Source organism: Bacteroidota bacterium, assembly GCA_030706745.1.
In the GTDB taxonomy this organism is placed as follows: domain Bacteria; phylum Bacteroidota; class Ignavibacteria; order Palsa-1295; family Palsa-1295; genus PALSA-1295.
Window position 1 is genome coordinate 335499 of record JAUZNX010000002.1, and the last position, 16765, is coordinate 352263.

The 16765-nt window shown below is 54.6% G+C and carries 11 protein-coding genes; 10 read left to right on the top strand and 1 reads right to left on the bottom strand.

What is annotated here, in order from left to right; all coding sequences use genetic code 11:
* Positions 1–417 precede the first annotated feature (417 nt).
* Positions 418–1923, bottom strand: coding sequence for a hypothetical protein (locus tag Q8902_04025; protein MDP4198721.1), 1506 nt, complete (start codon positions 1921–1923; stop codon positions 418–420).
* Positions 1924–2015: 92 nt separating this feature from the next.
* Between Q8902_04025 and Q8902_04030 the strand changes: the two genes are divergently transcribed.
* The 10 genes from Q8902_04030 (at position 2016) to gcvH (ending at position 16763) form a co-directional block, all read left to right on the top strand.
* Positions 2016–4547, top strand: coding sequence for an endonuclease MutS2 (locus Q8902_04030; protein ID MDP4198722.1), 2532 nt, complete (start codon positions 2016–2018; stop codon positions 4545–4547).
* A 3-nt stretch (positions 4548–4550) separates the two neighbouring features.
* Positions 4551–6020 carry a biotin carboxylase N-terminal domain-containing protein gene (locus Q8902_04035; GenBank protein ID MDP4198723.1) on the top strand — a complete coding sequence of 490 codons (1470 nt, stop codon included), beginning with the start codon at positions 4551–4553 and terminating at the stop codon, positions 6018–6020.
* A gap of 25 nt (positions 6021–6045) precedes the next feature.
* Positions 6046–6318 carry a hypothetical protein gene (locus Q8902_04040; GenBank protein ID MDP4198724.1) on the top strand — a complete coding sequence of 91 codons (273 nt, stop codon included), beginning with the start codon at positions 6046–6048 and terminating at the stop codon, positions 6316–6318.
* Positions 6319–6366: 48 nt separating this feature from the next.
* A complete protein-coding gene (gene purL, locus Q8902_04045; GenBank protein MDP4198725.1) occupies positions 6367–8658 on the top strand; it encodes a phosphoribosylformylglycinamidine synthase subunit PurL in 2292 nt (763 codons plus the stop codon).
* Between the two features lie 41 nt (positions 8659–8699).
* On the top strand, positions 8700–10616 hold the full coding sequence (locus Q8902_04050; GenBank protein MDP4198726.1) for an ATP-binding protein: 1917 nt from the start codon (positions 8700–8702) through the stop codon (positions 10614–10616).
* Positions 10613–11974, top strand: coding sequence for a sigma-54 dependent transcriptional regulator (locus Q8902_04055; GenBank protein ID MDP4198727.1), 1362 nt, complete (start codon positions 10613–10615; stop codon positions 11972–11974). The genes Q8902_04050 and Q8902_04055 overlap by 4 nt, the downstream gene beginning before the upstream one ends.
* A gap of 36 nt (positions 11975–12010) precedes the next feature.
* Positions 12011–12439: a T9SS type A sorting domain-containing protein gene (locus Q8902_04060; protein MDP4198728.1), complete on the top strand. Its 429-nt coding sequence runs from the start codon at positions 12011–12013 to the stop codon at positions 12437–12439.
* A 2-nt stretch (positions 12440–12441) separates the two neighbouring features.
* Positions 12442–14844, top strand: a complete 2403-nt coding sequence (locus Q8902_04065; GenBank protein ID MDP4198729.1) for an IgGFc-binding protein — start codon at positions 12442–12444, stop codon at positions 14842–14844.
* A gap of 594 nt (positions 14845–15438) precedes the next feature.
* Complete coding sequence (locus Q8902_04070; protein MDP4198730.1) at positions 15439–15999, top strand: transposase; 561 nt, start codon at positions 15439–15441, stop codon at positions 15997–15999.
* A 386-nt stretch (positions 16000–16385) separates the two neighbouring features.
* Positions 16386–16763 carry a glycine cleavage system protein GcvH gene (gcvH, locus tag Q8902_04075; GenBank protein MDP4198731.1) on the top strand — a complete coding sequence of 126 codons (378 nt, stop codon included), beginning with the start codon at positions 16386–16388 and terminating at the stop codon, positions 16761–16763.
* Positions 16764–16765 lie beyond the last annotated feature (2 nt).

Here is a 16765-nt window from a genome sequence, read left to right on the forward strand (position 1 = left end):
GGATCCCCCCATGTGGGTCCAGTGGCTGTTGCAGGCTGACATGTTTGTATAGAACGAGCCCCTTCATAAGCTGATGTATGGTATCAAGAGTCACAGTCCCCGTTCTATCATTCACTCCGACAGTAAGGGATGGCGATTCTGTAAATGTATTGACCACGTTATTCTTAAACGAGACACTAACCTCCATTGAGCATCCCGAACTAATCGGTTCGCAATAAAAGAATGCGGAGGAGTCCGAAGCCACCTGTCCCTGAACCTTCCCCGTGACAATTAACACCGCCAGACATCCGATCCCAGCCATCATCTTCATCACCAATCGAAACAGCAGTGAAGTGCTATCATTCCGGAGGCATCGAGAATTGCCTATCCCAGAATCCCAAATCCCAGGCATCCCTCATCATCCCACACATCCCAGTTCTATTTCCGGACCACGACAATCTTCCCGACCTTTAGCGCGCCATCGACTCTGAGCTTGTAGATATACTCACCGCTTTGGACTGTGTGGCCGAGATCGTCGCGGCCATCCCAGGTGGCATTCCAGGTTTCGCGAACTGGAATGGCACGATTGCCCATATCGGTATGACGAACCAGGACTTGTCCGAGTGAGTACACATCAAGTACCGTCGAAACGGGCTGTCGCGCATTTGTCGACGCGAGAATGTAGGCGAAGTCCTCCGATGACCGAACGACGAGCGGATTTGGAAATACGTCGGGACCAGCGACGAGCGGCGTCGAGCACAGTTCTGTATCGCAATATGCCTCCGGATGATCCACCGTCAGCTTCTCGTTCCCGCTGACGAAAAACACAAACGAGCCATTGTCCTGCAAACTGCGATCGGTGTCACGCGAAATAACAGCGACGCAGGTATCCGCGCCCAATCCGAATTCCGGGAATTGCAGCGACAGTGCAAGGCTCACGAAGGACCAGGTGGAGTCGTGAGGCAACACGTGGATGGGCAGTGTATCCAGCGGGAGCACCGTCGCGTCCGGGAGGAACGAAGCCCCAGTGTAGCGTCGTCCTGACTGCGCGAGAGCTGCGCCGAACTGTTCATACTCCGGGCACCATGAGGAGCCATGATGTTCCAGTGCGAGACCGAATGCTGTGATTGGGTCTGATGTGGCATCGCGGTAATTCGCCCAAATCTCTTTGACGATGGATGTATCGAAGCGATGCGTCAGATATGCGTCCCAGAGATACTCTCCGTAAATTCCGAGATCCGGCGATCGATCGAAGGGAAGATCGATGGTATGCATGTAGCTTCCAGCATATTGAAGATAGTCTTTCACGCCTGGTGTAGAAAGCCACTCCATCCACACACTGGACAACTCCTGGAAGTAAACATCTTCCTGTGTTGGCCAGCCATAATCCGCGAACTGCACAAGATGGAAGAATTCGTGGAAGATCGTAATACGCAATGCGTCAAAGCCCTTGGTGTAATACGCTACGTCGGTAAATGCGTTGTCAATGACGATGTACGACCTTCGGCGCTCGTTACCACTCGGCGATGCTGGGAGTGGATTCTCAGCGAGCACATAAGTCGCACCATATGGCGGACTAAGGATCAGATGAAGCGGAGAAAGAAAGATGTCGTAGTGCGCGCCTCGCGTGAATGCCGGCTGCGGGTAACCGAGTTGGTCAATCTCAAAATTGTATGCACTATCTAATTCTACGCGAGCGCGTTCTACATAATCGGGTGCCGTTATGCTATCGGCATTGCTTGCGTTGGCATTGTAATGGATCAGGAAACGGCCCGAGGGTGAGAAAATCGAATCACGAAAACCTGTTGGAAATACGGACAACAGCTTTGCTGACTTCGGATTGAGTACCTGGTGTGGCGTCAGGCATTTGATCGAATGCTGTCCATGCGCGCGGCCAATGACGCTTGAGAGAAGGACGAGAACGATTGCAGTTCGAAGCAGCATCTTTTAATATACGGTCAAAGAAGGGAGAAAGTCTGAAAGAAGTTCGGACTCGGTGCGATTCGTTTGCGTCCGTTCGTGTTTCCACCGCGCGAATGACGACTCATCAGGAACCGACCGAAGACGAATTACTCATAGAGGAATCTCGCCAGATGCTCGAGCGCATGGCCGAGGAATTCCTCCATGCCGTGCCAAAACCCTTTCGTGCGGCGGCTCGAGAACTTGATTTCGCAAAGATTTGGACTTCGCATGCGCGCCTGACACAGACGGCCCTTGGTAAGCAGGCACTCGTCCGCGAACTGTTGCCGAAGATGGATATTATTGCCATCGATCGATCGCTGACCGAGATCAACGAGCTTCGCGCGTTTGTGATTGCCGGAGAGAGTCCGGGCTTCGGTGGACTGACGGATATTTCGGGCACTCTCCGCAAACTCGAGATAGAGGGAAGCACGATGTATGTGGAAGAAGCCTTCCGCGTGCTCGCGGCGATGAAGGCAATGCGAAGTATTCGCGAGTACTTTTCGCATCGGGCAAAAGAGACGCCAGAGATATGGAAGACGGCGATCAAGCTCTTCGACGATCGCATTCTCGAGCTGCATTTCGATCGGGTCTTTGCGGATGACGGGACAGTCCGCGATTCCGCCAGTCCCGACCTTGGTCGTATCCGCCGAGAGATTCTGCAAACTGGCGAGCATCTTCGATCTCGGCTAAGTTCGATCCTTCGCAAACTTGCCGAAGGCGAGTACGTACAGGATGCAATCATCACGCAGCGCGAAGGCCGCTATGTCATTCCGCTCAAGGTTGAGCACAAACGGCGCGTGCCTGGATTTATCCACTCGGTCTCGCAGACCGGACAGACCGTCTTTATCGAACCGAGTGAGACGTTGGAGCTAAACAACGAACTTCGTTCGCTCGAATTTGCTGAGCAGCGCGAGATCGACCGCATCATCCGCGGCCTTGCTGATATTTTGCGCGATGCCATTCCCCAGTTACGCGCTTCGCTTGGAGCGGCCAGCCATCTTGATTCCATCCATGCAAAAGTTGCATACGCAATTCGAATGGATGCTCACGCGGCAACCGTGACCGAACAAGTCGCCGGACGGTCTCGGAGGATTGTACTTCGCGATGCGAGGCATCCGCTGTTGTTAGAGAAGCTTGGACCAACGGGAGCCATACCACTTACGCTCGAGCTCGATGAGGACCGGCATACGCTCGTACTGACGGGACCGAACGCCGGTGGTAAGACGGTGCTACTGAAGACTGTTGGTCTGCTCGTCCTGATGGCACAAGCGGGGATCCCAATTCCCGTCCAACCGGATAGCCATCTGCCGATGATGGCGGGCGTATTTGTCGAGATCGGAGACTTGCAATCGATCGCCGACGATCTCAGTACGTTTAGTTCTCACGTGAAATCGTTGGCCGAGATTCTCTCGAATGTTACGCGGGAGAGCCTCGTGCTCTTTGATGAGATTGGCGGAGGCACGGCACCAGAAGAAGGCGGCGCGATCGCCGAAAGTATTCTCGAACACCTGACCCGTATCGGTGCCTTCACGATCGCGACCACGCACTACGGTCGTCTCGCAGCGTTTGCCGAAAGCACCGCTGGCGCCGTAAACGGTTCGATGGAGTTCAGCCGTGAGACTCTGATGCCGACGTTCCGGTTCCGTGCTGGCGTACCGGGTAGTTCGCATGCCTTCGAGATCGCGGAGCGGTTCGGGCTGAGACACGGTCTTGTTGAGCGCGCGCGTCACCTGCGTGGTGATGAAGGTGCGCGCCTGGAAGAATTAGTCAACTCGCTCGATGAGCTGCAGCGTGATGCTCGCGAGCGAAAAGGTGAAGCCGAACGCGAGTTGGGCAAGGCGCGCATCGCGCGGGTCGATTACGAGCGCAAGCTTGCTGAGATCGAGGACATTCGGGCGACCGCGAAAGGCCGGGCAACCGACGAGGCCGAGCAAATTCTTCGCCGAGCCAACACCTTCATCGAGAAGGCGGTCCGCGAAGCGAAGGAGGCCGCGCGCATAGAAGCGAGCGCGCAGCCGAAACCGAGCGGCGCGGAGGAATTGCACGCACTACGCATGCGGCAGGAGCAAGAACGCAAAGAATTGCTGAAGGCCACCGAGGCGGCCCGCCCGGTGCTAAAACCAGCAAAAGGGGATGTTGCTGTCGTGCTCGAAGCAGGCGCGAATGTTCGCCTTCGATCGAATCCCGGCCAGATTGGCCGCGTGCTTTCGATTAAAGGCAATGATGTCGAGATCGAAATCGGCTCGCTTCGGATGCGTACCAAAAAAGATCAGCTCGAAGTGATCGCAAGCAGCGTGGCTCGCGAGAAGCAGCGGGCAAACTCGCACGAAGTCTCCCAGACGACCAAATACTTTGCCCAAGCTGCTGAGCCGCGAATTGACTTGCGAGGACAATACGGCGACGAGGCGGTCGTTCAGGTCGATCATTTTCTCGATGAGGCCGTCGCGCATGGTCTTGCGCGCGTCGAGATTATTCATGGTATCGGGACCGGCGCGCTTGCCAAGAGAATTTATCAACATCTGAGGGGGCACAAGTCAGTCGCCACGTACCGTTACGGCGAGCCACAGGAAGGCGGAGCGGGAGTGACGATTGTGGAGTTGAAGTAGGACATGCACATCAAGAATGTTTTCATCGCCAACCGTAGTGAGATCGCTCGCCGCGTGATCCGCTCGGCACATGAGTGCGGATACAGTACCAGCGTCGCATACTCACCGCAGGACGCAACCGCGCTGTTCGTGCGCGAAGCGGACCAGGCATTCGCGCTTCGGGGAAATCCGCCGCGCGAATCCTATCTCGATATCGAAGAGGTGCTCACTGCGGCTCGCAAGGCGAAGGCCGATGCTGTCCATCCCGGTTACGGATTCTTGAGCGAGAACGCAGCATTCAGCGATGCCGTAACGGAGTTCGGGATGAAGTTCATCGGTCCCGACTCGCAGGCGATCGATCTTCTTGGCGATAAGACCAAAGCGCGTGCACTCGCGAGGAAGCTTGGCATCCCGACGCCAGATGGCACTGCTACCGAAATCATCGACAGCCAGGAGGGCATCATGGCGGCCCGCACGATCGGGTATCCCATCCTGCTCAAAGCTGCGGCCGGTGGCGGCGGAAAGGGCATGCGGCTCGTCGAGCGCGAACAGGATTTGCTCGCAAGTCTCGATCGCGCGCGGGGTGAAGCACGCACGGCGTTCGGCGATGACCGCGTATATATCGAGAAGTATATCGTGAAGCCGCGGCACATCGAATTCCAGATTCTCGCCGATTCCCACGGGAATGTCATTCATCTGGGCGAGCGCGAATGTTCCATTCAGCGCCGGCATCAGAAGCTGATCGAGGAATCACCTTCGACGGTGATGACCGAGCAACTTAGACGTGAGATGGGCGAAGCTGCGATTGCGCTCATTCGGGAAGCACACTATGAAGGCGCTGGGACGGTCGAATTCTTGGTGGGACAAGACCTCAAGTATTATTTCCTCGAAGTCAATACTCGTCTGCAAGTCGAGCATCCTGTGACCGAATTTGTGACCGGACTCGATTTGGTCCGCGAGCAATTCCGGATTGCGGAAGGGTCCAAACTGACCTGGACTCAAACGCAGGTCGAGCAGCGCGGCCATGCGATCGAAGTTCGCATTCAGGCCGAGGATGTCTGGAATGACTTTCTGCCGAGCTTGGGGCGCATCGCGTATGTGCGGCATCCGGCAGGCGCTTTTATCCGAAACGATAGCGGAATGTTTGATGGCCTGGAGATTTCTGGCTACTATGATTCATTACTCTCAAAGCTTATCGTTTGGGATACGGACCGTGCCCTGGCAATTGAGCGGATGAGGCGCGCGCTTGATGAGATGCGTGTCGTGGGAGTCTCCACAACAATTCCCTTCGGTCTCTTCGCCATGCAAAATGCTACGTTTCGGAGCGGTGATTTCTCAACCGCCTTCGTCGAGACGGAATTCTCCGAAGCGGTTCGCAAAGAGGAATCCGCGCGAAAGGAAATGTTAGTACTCCCGGCCTTTGCTGCAGTGGCAAAACACCTGGAACGGAAAAGCGCTCGAGTGCAATTTACAGGGAGCCCCCAAAATAGTTAGTTTGCCACGTATATTGCCTACCTCCATGACTGCTCGACAATGTCCAGTCTGTATGTCGTTGGGCACACTGAGCCCATCGCACCGTCGATCCTCGCACGAGACGTTTTTGGCCGTCATCGCGCCATTCGCATACCCCTATCGTTGCTCAGCCTGTAACTGGCGAGGAATGATGGGGCGCACGTCGCTCATGCGGCATGCCAAACTCAATCTGGCCGTCAATGCCACGCTGTATGGTGTACTCCTGGTCGGATTCTGGAATGTGTTCATCTTGGTCCGAAATATTTTGCACCCGACGTGACTGCTGCAAAATTTTGGACTTATGTGACTTGCTGATTGTTGTGCAGTCATGCAGCCACCGATAACAAGTCTTGAACAAGCCGAACGCATTGCCATTGAATTGGGCCTCCTCAAAGAGGAATTCGCCGAGATCGTTTCGATCCTCGGTGGCCGGGTGCCGACCTATACCGAACTAGGCATCTTTTCCGTCATGTGGAGCGAGCATTGTTCGTACAAGAACTCGATCGCTCAACTCAAGACACTGCCTCGCAAAGGTGGACGCTTGCTTGTTGAAGCTGGTGAAGAAAATGCCGGGCTCGTCGATATTGGCGATGGACTTGCCGTCGCGTTCAAGATCGAATCCCACAACCATCCTTCGGCCGTTGTTCCGTATGAAGGTGCCGCCACTGGCGTTGGAGGCATTCTTCGGGATATTTTCACGATGGGCGCACGGCCCATCGCGGCTTTGAATTCACTGCGATTCGGAGAACTTACCGGCGAACTTTCGGACCGCACGAAGTTTCTACTGCGTGGCGTGGTGCATGGCATATCCGATTACGGCAATTCGTTTGGTGTGCCGACTGTCGCGGGCGAAGTATACTTTGATAAGTGCTATCAAGGAAATCCCCTCGTCAACGCAATGGCCGTTGGCATTGTGGAGCATGGCAAGACGGTTAGCGCGTCGGCCGAAGGCATTGGCAATCTCGTCATGCTGGTTGGCTCTCGCACGGGACGCGACGGCATCCATGGAGCGAGTCTTCTGGCGAGTGCAGTCTTCAGCGAGGCCGCCGAGTCGCTCCGACCCACGGTGCAAGTTGGAGATCCTTTTGCGGAGAAGCTGCTTCTGGAAGCAACACTCGAAGCAATTGCAGCTGGTGTTGTCGTAGGCATGCAGGACATGGGTGCGGCCGGCATTAGTTGCTGCACATCCGAGATGAGCGCCAAGGCCGGAACTGGCATGATGATCGATCTTAACCGCGTGCCGCTCCGCGAGACCGGCATGTCGGCATTCGAGATCATGCTTTCAGAGTCGCAGGAGCGAATGCTCGTTGTCGTAGAGCCGGAGGATGTTGCTGCGACCAAAGCGATTTTCGATAAGTGGGACCTACAGGCGGAGATCATTGGCACAGTCACCGATACTGGCAACGTGGTGATCGACTATTTGGGCGAGCGCGTTGCCGATATTCCTGCGAAGGCGCTCGCGCTCGGCGGCGATATGACTCCAGTTTATTATCGGGATTCTCACGAACCGAAATACCTGACCGAGACTCGTAAATTCGATCCCATCCAACTCTCCGATGTGGAAGATGCCGGTGCGGTGCTCCGTACTCTACTTGGCGTGCCATCCATCGCTTCAAAGCGATGGATCTACGAGCAGTATGATTCGATGGTCCGCACAAACTCACTCTACCTGACTGGGAGTGATGCGGCGATCGTACGTGTGAAGGGGACTACAAAAGGGCTGGCGATGAAGACCGACTGCAATTCGCGCTACGTCCGGCTCGATCCATATCGCGGTACTGTGACCGCTGTTGTGGAGGCGGCTCGGAACATCGCATGCACCGGTGCGACCCCAATTGGCGTTACGAATTGCCTCAACTTTGGCAATCCGTATGATCCAGAAGTTTATTGGCAATTCAAAGAAGCGATTCGCGGAATGGGCGATGCGTGTCGTGTACTCGGCACTCCGGTGACGGGTGGCAATGTGAGTTTTTATAATGAGAGCCCCGAAGGAGCGATCTTCCCCACGCCTACTATTGGCATGATCGGACTTATCGAGGATATTACAAAAGTCGTATCGAGTGATTTCAAACACGAAGGCGATGCCATCATTTTACTCTCAGTAGCGGGATCAAAGAATATAAGCGATGGTCTTGGCGGTAGCGAGTATCTCTATCAGCGCACGGGATTGGTTACCGGCGCCGGGCCTGATTGTGATGTTGCGCAAGAAGCCGAGCTTATTCGGTCCTTGATCGAGCTCTCTGAGGCATCGCTGATCCATTCTGCGCATGATATTAGCGAAGGTGGATTCGCAGTCGCGCTTGCCGAATGCTGCTTCGCGCAGGGCACCGAGCAGCCGCTTGGCGCGAAGATTGGAAATCCGCACGAAGGCACTGTTCGCAGAGATGCGATTCTGTTTGCAGAGCGCCAAGGGCGTGTGATCCTTTCTGCTGATCCCGAGAATGTTGCGGCGATTCAGGCGATTGCGACCAAACATTCATTGAGAGCTTCCCAGATAGGGACTGTTCAAGGGGACCGGCTCGTCATTGGCGAAATAATTGATGAAGCGATTCTGGATTTATTCGAGATCTACTCGAATGCACTCCCTTCATTGATGGACAAAGAGGTAGCAGTTGCGTAAGAGCGGGAATATATTCCCAGTCCCCTGCGGTTCGAGATAATATGTTCACAACGCTCCGCGCGAGGGTCTTCGCGGGCTTCTTGTTTATCCTGATGTTACTCGCGGGCTTGGCGGGCTATGCAATCTATTCCCTCGCCTCACTGGCGGACGTGACCAGTGCCTCGCTCGAAAAGAATGCCGAGCAGAGCCTCGCTGCCAGCAGCATGTATGAGAGTCTCGTGCGGATCGATCAGGCCGAGCTTCGGATGCTTGCTGCCGATACCGCCGATGCCGGACCCGCCATGGTCGAAGAGCCCGCGCATTTCTACTATGCTCTCACCAAAGCGTGGACCGCCACCGATGCCCAGGACTCCGCATCACCATTGCTCAATGATATCGAAGTCCGCTGGAGCGAATACAAAGGTCATCTCGATTATTTTTACACATTGGCCTTACACGATCCACCGAAAGCCCGACGGTTCTATGAAGATACACTCGAACATGAGATCGACACGTTGAAGGGGAAGAATATCTCGCTTCAAGATTTGAACTTCAATGCGTTCGAATCGGCAAAGAGTCAGGAAAAGGCGCGCGCGCGCGGTGCCACGCTCGGTGTGATCCTGGTAGCGGCAATCGCGCTACTCGTCGGTATTGCCGGTAGCTATGAAATATCGCGGCGAACCGTCAGGCCTCTGATGGACCTGACCGATCGAGTCAAGGAGCTTCGTGCCGGGCACCTAGAAGCTCACGTGCCAATTCGTGGCGCGGACGAGATCAGCGACCTCGGATTCGAATTCAACAGGCTGACCGAACGCCTTCGCGAGTTTGAGGCAATGAATGTCAGCGAGATTGTTCGGGAGAAACAGAAGTCGGAAGCGATCATCGAGTCTATCGATGATCCGCTACTATTGTTCGATGCCGGCGGCAAACTCATTCTGATGAATAAGGCTGCTGAAACGATTACTGGACGCTCGGAGCAATTGGCGCTCGGAGAATCTCTTCGGAGTCTATTCAGCAATCCTAAAGTACTCAAAGATATCGAGCAGGCACTCGAATATGCTGCACGTTCTCTGCATGGCGCTCGAAAAGACGAGTCTGAACTAATGCTGACTTCGCAGCCACCCATTGTGGAGATCGCGCGGGAGAGTTGGCGGCGATATTTTAGGATTCGGGTCGCCAGAATTGTGGCCGCTGGCTCGCAGTCGCCGCTCGCCGGTGTACTCGTATTGTTCACTGATATTACCCATTTCAAGCGGCTCGACCAGATGAAGTCCGACTTCATTGCAAAAGTCTCGCATGAATTCCGCACACCGCTTACTTCCATGACGATGTCGCTTGATATACTTGGAGATGAGTTGGTTGGCTCGATCAACCCGGAGCAGCGTGACATCATCGAGACATCGAAGCATGATGCAAAACGGCTTTCGAAGCTCATCCGTGACCTGCTAATGCTGGCGCGTTTGGAGAGTGCAAAGGAAGGGGAAGCGAAAGAAGAGATAGACCTTGCAGAAACGGTGGAGCAACTGGTCCGTTCGATGCAGCCACAGTACAATGAACGTCACGTCCATCTTATGCATCATCGGGCACCCGAGGGCCGCTTTGAAATAGCGCGGGAGGACTTGACGAGCATTCTCGCGAACTTACTTTCGAACGCGCTCAAGTATACTCCCGCTGGAGGTGAAGTATCTGTTTCGGTTGAGTGGCAGGCGCACGTTGGCTGCATCGTGCTTGAAGTTCGCGATACCGGCGTCGGTATCGCTCCGGAAGATCGTGCTCGCATTTTCGAGAAGTTTTTCCAGATTAAACATCGGGACATGAGCACTCCGGGCTCGGTCGGACTCGGTCTGGCGATTGTACGTGAAATTGCTGACCGCTATAATGGTTCGGTGGCAGTGGAGAGTGCCCCCGGAAAGGGCAGCACCTTCACTGTCCAACTGCATGTTCGCCGAGTAAAGGAGTCAGCGGAACAACAGGTATGAATGGGAGAATACTAATCGTTGATGATGAACCGCACATTCTGAAGACGATGACGATTGGCCTTCGTGCGGCAGGCTATGAGGTCACCGCTTTCGAAGAAGCCGAACTGGCACTGAAGGAGGCCGACCGTGATATTTTTGGGGAGAAGCCATTCGATCTGGCATTCATTGACCTGATGATGTTTCCGATGAATGGAATTGTCCTCATGCAGGAGTTGAAGCGGCGTCAGCCTGATCTCACGGTGGTGATCATCACGGCGCATGGGACCGTTGAGACCGCTGTAAGCGCAATGAAGCAAGGGGCGTTCGATTACCTCCAAAAGCCCTTTGAATTGCGAGAGTTGACCCAGTTTGCCGATCGCGTGATGCAGTCGCATCGGATTCAACTTCGCTCACAAGCCGAGCATGAGATCATCACTGAAAATCCGGTGTATCTCGGAGTCCTCCGCATGGCCGAGCGCGTGGCGCCATCTCAACTCACAGTGCTCATTGAGGGGGAGACCGGCACGGGAAAGGAGTTGGTTGCGAACTTCATTCATGCTCGGAGCGATCGTGCCTCGAAGCCACTGGTCAAAGTCAACTGCGCAGCCCTCTCATCTGAACTTATTGAAAGCGAACTGTTCGGGCATGTCAAAGGCTCATTTACCGGTGCGCTCAGAGACCGGCAGGGAAGAGTGGAAGCTGCCGACGGCGGAACACTCTTTCTCGACGAGGTTGGCGAGATGCCAATCGCCATGCAGGCCAAGCTGTTGCGCTTCCTACAGAGCCGAGAGTACCAGCGGGTTGGCGAAAATGAGACTCGCCATGCAGATGTGCGCATCATCGCAGCCACAAATAGAAATTTGGAGGAATCGATCGAGCGAGGGGTAATTCGGGAAGATCTCTTCTATCGCTTGAGCGGCGTCCGGTTGCTGATACCTCCGCTTAGAATTCGCAAAGAGGATATACTTCCACTGGCCGAGCGGTTCCTATCGGATGCCGTTCGTTCAAGTTCAACGGAAGCCATGCTGCCTCACCTTTCGGAAGCAGTTCAGACCGCGCTGCTCGAATACGATTGGCGTGGCAATGTTCGTGAGTTGGAGCATGCCATGCTGCGCGCTGCAATTCTGGCGGGGCCTCGAGGCACTATCGAACTCCAGGACCTACCAACTCATATCGCGAGGCAGGATCGGGCCGATGGATTCTCTAACTTGGTTGGGGAACAGTTGGGTGTCTCGGACAGCCTGAAATCGCTTGAGGAAGTTGAACGAGATCATATTGCCAGGGTTATCGCAAGAACGGCAAGCCTGGAAGAAGCGGCCCGAGTTTTAAAGATCGATAGCGCGACACTATGGCGAAAGCGCAAAAAATATGCCCTGTGATTGATGCCGTCACACGGAGCGTACCATTCCATGTGCGTGTTACCACAAGTCATGTGCTATTTTTCCAAAGTCGGGTTGCTTCTCATTGCGCTCATTTGCATTACGGGAATCGCGCACGCACAGGCCAACGGGGGCTCCCAGGATTCCGCCACCAGCGGGACGCTTCGGCCACGCTGGGGATCCTATCTCATCCAAACGTTTCCATCGCCGGCAAAAGTCGGCGATCAGATTACCGTTCAGTTCTACAATCATCAGAATGAAACGCTGACCTGCCGGGTATTCGACATCGCCAATCGCTTCATGGTCGAGCTTCAGCCGAAACAACTGACCCAGCATGGTCTTCATACCTTCACCATTCCTGCGAACAGACTCTCGAGCGGTACCTATTTTATTCGTCTAACCACCTTTACAGAGTCCGGCGCAGAAGATGTCGTCGATAACTCACGCTTCCTGATCGTTCACTGACAGTGCTCCATCGTCGCCAGCTATTTCTCTCCATGTTGCTGACCTGCCTGATGGCTGGTACGGCCTATTCGCAGTCATCCGAACGAGTGGTCGTTGGCGATAATCGCGGAAAAGATTTTTGGCTCGCCTTTCCGAAAAATGCAATCTTCGAGCAAGGCACCGAAATTCAACTTACGCTCTTTATTACCGGTGATAAAGCCTCCAATGTCACCGTCGTGGTTCCGGAGTTTCACGACACCATCCGCCAGCACATCAACGCTGGTGAAATCCGGCAATTCGCGATTGACAGTCAAGTGCAAATACTCGAGAGCGAAAAAATCCGCAAACTTGGCGTGCACGTCATGTCCGATAACGATGTGGCGGTCTTTGGACTCTCTCACCGCAAGGCCAGCACCGATACATACGTTGCATTCCCGACGAACCGGCTCGGCACGACCTATCGCGCGGTGGGATATTACCCGCTTGCGAACGTTGGTGCCCAGGGCTTTGCAACCGAGTTCACTATTGTCGGAACAGAAGACCATACGATCGTCAACATTTCGCTGACCGATGATACTCGCGGGGGACACCGCGCTGGTGAAACCTATTCCCTCGAGCTGAATCAAGGCGATACCTATATGGTCCATGGAGATCCTGGGCTTGGAAAGAAAACGAGGGATCTCACAGGAACGCTGGTAACTGCCACGAAGCCCATCAGTTTCTTTGTCGGTCATAGCTGCGCGCAGGTGCCTCCGGAGGTACAGTTTTGCGATCAACTCCTCGAAATGGAGCCGCCAATTCCAAGCTGGGGCCGGCAGTTCTACGTCGGTCGATTCGAAAGCAAAACCGAATACGTCATCCGCGTGGTGGCCAGCGAGGATAACACACAAGTGTTTCTCGATAATCAACTCGTTGCCCGGCTTCAGGCCGGTCAATTTTATGAGAACAATCATCTTCGCAATAATTCTTTCGTCACGGCCAGCGCGCCGGTGCTTGTTGCGGAATACGCACAGAGTTCCAATGCGGATTCGATCAAAGTCGGAGATCCGTTTATGCTGCTCGTCACGCCGACGGAGCAATTTCTGAATTACTATCGGTTCGCAACGCCTATCGAAGGTCAGTGGTACCATTACATCAACCTGGTCGTACCGCTCGATGCTGAGTCTTCGCTCCGATTGGATGGTCGTACGGTTCCGCTTCGACTGTTCAAAACCATCGGAATCTCCCGTTATGGTATTGCTCAGGTAGAGATTGGATATGGCCCTCATACGGTCTCCTGTGATCGTCCATTCGGACTCTACTCCTATGGCTTCGGTGTGCTTGGCGAGAACTACGATTCCTATGGTAATTGCGGTGGCCAGTTAGTCGAAACCGTCCCGATTGTTGCCGATACCATGCGGCCGATCCTCGAACTCATTTCCGATGACGCGTCGCTCTCGCTTCAACTGATCGCTCGCGATGATCGCCTCTTCGATGGCGGACTCGCGAAGATCACTGTAATCGATAGTGATAATTTCCGCTCGCCGGTATCGGTCCCGAAGTTCGATCCTGGCGCTCCAGAGGTGCCACTTGCGTTTCGCGTTCAGGATACCGGATCCTGTGGCTTCATCAGCTTTCGCATGGCCGATGTGGCAGGCAATGTATCCTATTGGATCATTTGCCGAACTCAGACGGGCCACCAGTGGTCCTATACGCTCCGGGAAGGCCGCGAGAACATCTGCCCCAGTTGCCGCTCCTGGACCGCTCAGTTCATCACGACGCCATCCTTCACACTTTCCGATGTCTCCTTTCCGACACCATCGTACCTGAAGGGCCCGAGCACCTTCGATCAGTTCAGCACTCGGCTGAGTGGTGGTTTCGAGGGCCTTTACATTTATCCGCTCGATAAAGAGATGCAACTTGCCGGAGGTATCGGCTTTGCGAACTTCACCGGAGCAGCCATTGGTACGCACTCCACGTTTGTTACCGATTCCATCCTCTACGGCGATACCGCAGGTTCTCGCAAGTCCAAGCTCATCGAGCAGTTCGCAACGGAAGCCTCGCTTACATACCTGACCGTCAATGGCGGTATCTACTATTACGCGGTCCCCGAGCAGATCTATCTCTATGCCGGTCTCTCTGCCGGATTCCTGATCTCCGGTTCCTACGTCGAGACGAGCCATATCGCTTTCCCGGCCACGCTGGTCGATTCCACTGGGCGCAGCACCGGCACGCAGGACCGCACGGTTACCAGCGGCTCGTTGCCGCATCCCACGACCTTTCACATTGCGCTCGAACTCTCGCCGGGGCTTCAGTTCAAGCTCAGCCAGAATATCGCGCTCCTGGCGGGAGCATATATGAACCTCCCGTTCTTCAACGCCGTCCAGGATTTGGACTGGCACCTGACCACCTTCGGCGCCCGTATCGGATTGCAGTACCGGCATTAGTTTTCAGCCGTTCGTTCGTTTGAGGTTCATTAATTGTGCCTTAAACGCGCTAATTTCGCAATCGTGCCTTTCACAGAGCAGTCACTTTCTCTCTTTTGAATTGTCATTTAATGAACGCCCTCTCCATTCTCGCGATTCTCACAGTGTCCATCAGACACGCTATATAATTTTATATTACGTTTTTGTTTGCGGTTCATGAAATAGTCGCGGTGTCTTCTAGATAGCTATGCGCTTTATATTGCCAATAAGCGATATTGAGCCCAATTCGTCATTCGTAATTCGTAATTGACGAAGAGGACCCCCTCCACCTAATATAACGTTGTTCGATACATCCGGCATCGCATATTTTCAATGAATTCTGCAAATAATCGTAGGCACGTGCCTCGCACGTCATTCCTCCCACTCACACATACTCCCGATGTGTGCACGGAAGCGCTGCTTCCGTGAAGGCTTCACCTGAGAGCGCCTGACAAATCAAAAGAGGGAAGCGGCGCTTCCCTCCACACAGCATGAGTCTCACCTAAGTGGTATGACTCCAGCCTGTATGCACGGAAGCCCGCCGCGGCGGACTTCCGTGATTCGTATTTTTGTATCATGCGTGAGACCAAACCATTTTACCGAGGCGACCTCCCTCACTACCTCCCCAACGACCGCCCATACTTCCTGACGTTCAGGCTTGCCGGTTCAGAACCAAAGGACGACGAACGGCTCGCGATGCTTCTGCTGAAGCGACAATTTCTGGAGTATGACCGAATCCTTGACACTGTGAAGTCCGGCCCACACTGGTTGCGCGAGGAGCGCATCGCGGCACTTGTGAAGGAGGCGATCCATCATCGAGACAAATCGGAGTACGATCTCCATGCTTATGCGATCATGTCGAACCATGTCCACATGGTCGTCACGCTCACGGGCGACGTGCCACTGGATCGTGTGCTTCAGCAAATGAAATCATTCACGGCTGTCGCGTGCAATAAGGTGCTCGCGCGGCGCGGCGACTTCTGGCTGCATGAGGGATACGATCATGTGGTCCGGCTTGGTCGGTTCGGCAATGTCATCTGGTATGTGCTGAACAATCCCGTGAATGCCGGGCTATGCAAACGGTGGCAAGAGTATCCACACAGCTATCTAAGTCCCGATCTCCACGGCTTCGAGTGAGACGAAGAAAGCATGGAAAGGATGAGGGAAGCAGCGCTTCCCTCCACACAGCATGAGTCTTGTGCACCCAGCAATACTCCCGATGTGTGTACGGAAGCGCTGCTTCCGTGACGGCTTCACCAGAGAGCGACTGGCGAATCAAAAGAGGGAAGCGGCGCTTCCCTCCACACAGCGTGGATCTTGCAAGTCCCGGCCAAACTCCCCGCCGGCTGCAATCGAATCGCTCCGGGGTACTATGCACCTGGTCTAAAGGCCAGAACGGTTCGTGTGCCACCGGATTCTCTCGCCGAGCGAAACAATCCTTCGGCGCGCGCCGTTTAGCGCGGCAGAATCAACCACCCCCTTTCCCCCTCCTTCAACAGGAGGGGTTCACCGAAACAAACGGCATGAACTTCCCAAACGATCTTAAGTACACGAAAGACCACGAGTGGCTCCGCACTGAGGGTACCACCGGCACGATTGGCATTACCGATTACGCGCAGGGCGAGCTGGGCGATGTGATCTATCTCGATCTGAAGTCGGGGCACACGGTGAATGCGCACGAATCGCTTGGCACGATCGAAGCGGTCAAGACGGTGAGCGATCTGTACACGCCGGTCGGCGGTAAGGTCCTCGAAGTGAATTCGCCGCTCAATGATTCACCGGAGACGGTGAACAAAGATCCCTACGGAGCAGGTTGGCTCGCGAAGATTCAACTCTCGAACCCGAAAGAGGCCGACGCACTGCTCAGCGCGGATGAGTATAAGAAGCTGATAGGACAATAGAG

What these genes read in the sequence shown, in the direction of transcription:
- Q8902_04025 (MDP4198721.1), bottom strand. Translation starts at nt 1,923, where the DNA reads ATGCTGCTTCGAACTGCAATCGTTCTCGTCCTTCTCTCAAGCGTCATT.
- Q8902_04030 (MDP4198722.1), top strand. Translation starts at nt 2,016, where the DNA reads ATGACGACTCATCAGGAACCGACCGAAGACGAATTACTCATAGAGGAA.
- Q8902_04035 (MDP4198723.1), top strand. Translation starts at nt 4,551, where the DNA reads ATGCACATCAAGAATGTTTTCATCGCCAACCGTAGTGAGATCGCTCGC.
- Q8902_04040 (MDP4198724.1), top strand. Translation starts at nt 6,046, where the DNA reads ATGACTGCTCGACAATGTCCAGTCTGTATGTCGTTGGGCACACTGAGC.
- purL (MDP4198725.1), top strand. Translation starts at nt 6,367, where the DNA reads ATGCAGCCACCGATAACAAGTCTTGAACAAGCCGAACGCATTGCCATT.
- Q8902_04050 (MDP4198726.1), top strand. Translation starts at nt 8,700, where the DNA reads ATGTTCACAACGCTCCGCGCGAGGGTCTTCGCGGGCTTCTTGTTTATC.
- Q8902_04055 (MDP4198727.1), top strand. Translation starts at nt 10,613, where the DNA reads ATGAATGGGAGAATACTAATCGTTGATGATGAACCGCACATTCTGAAG.
- Q8902_04070 (MDP4198730.1), top strand. Translation starts at nt 15,439, where the DNA reads ATGCGTGAGACCAAACCATTTTACCGAGGCGACCTCCCTCACTACCTC.
- gcvH (MDP4198731.1), top strand. Translation starts at nt 16,386, where the DNA reads ATGAACTTCCCAAACGATCTTAAGTACACGAAAGACCACGAGTGGCTC.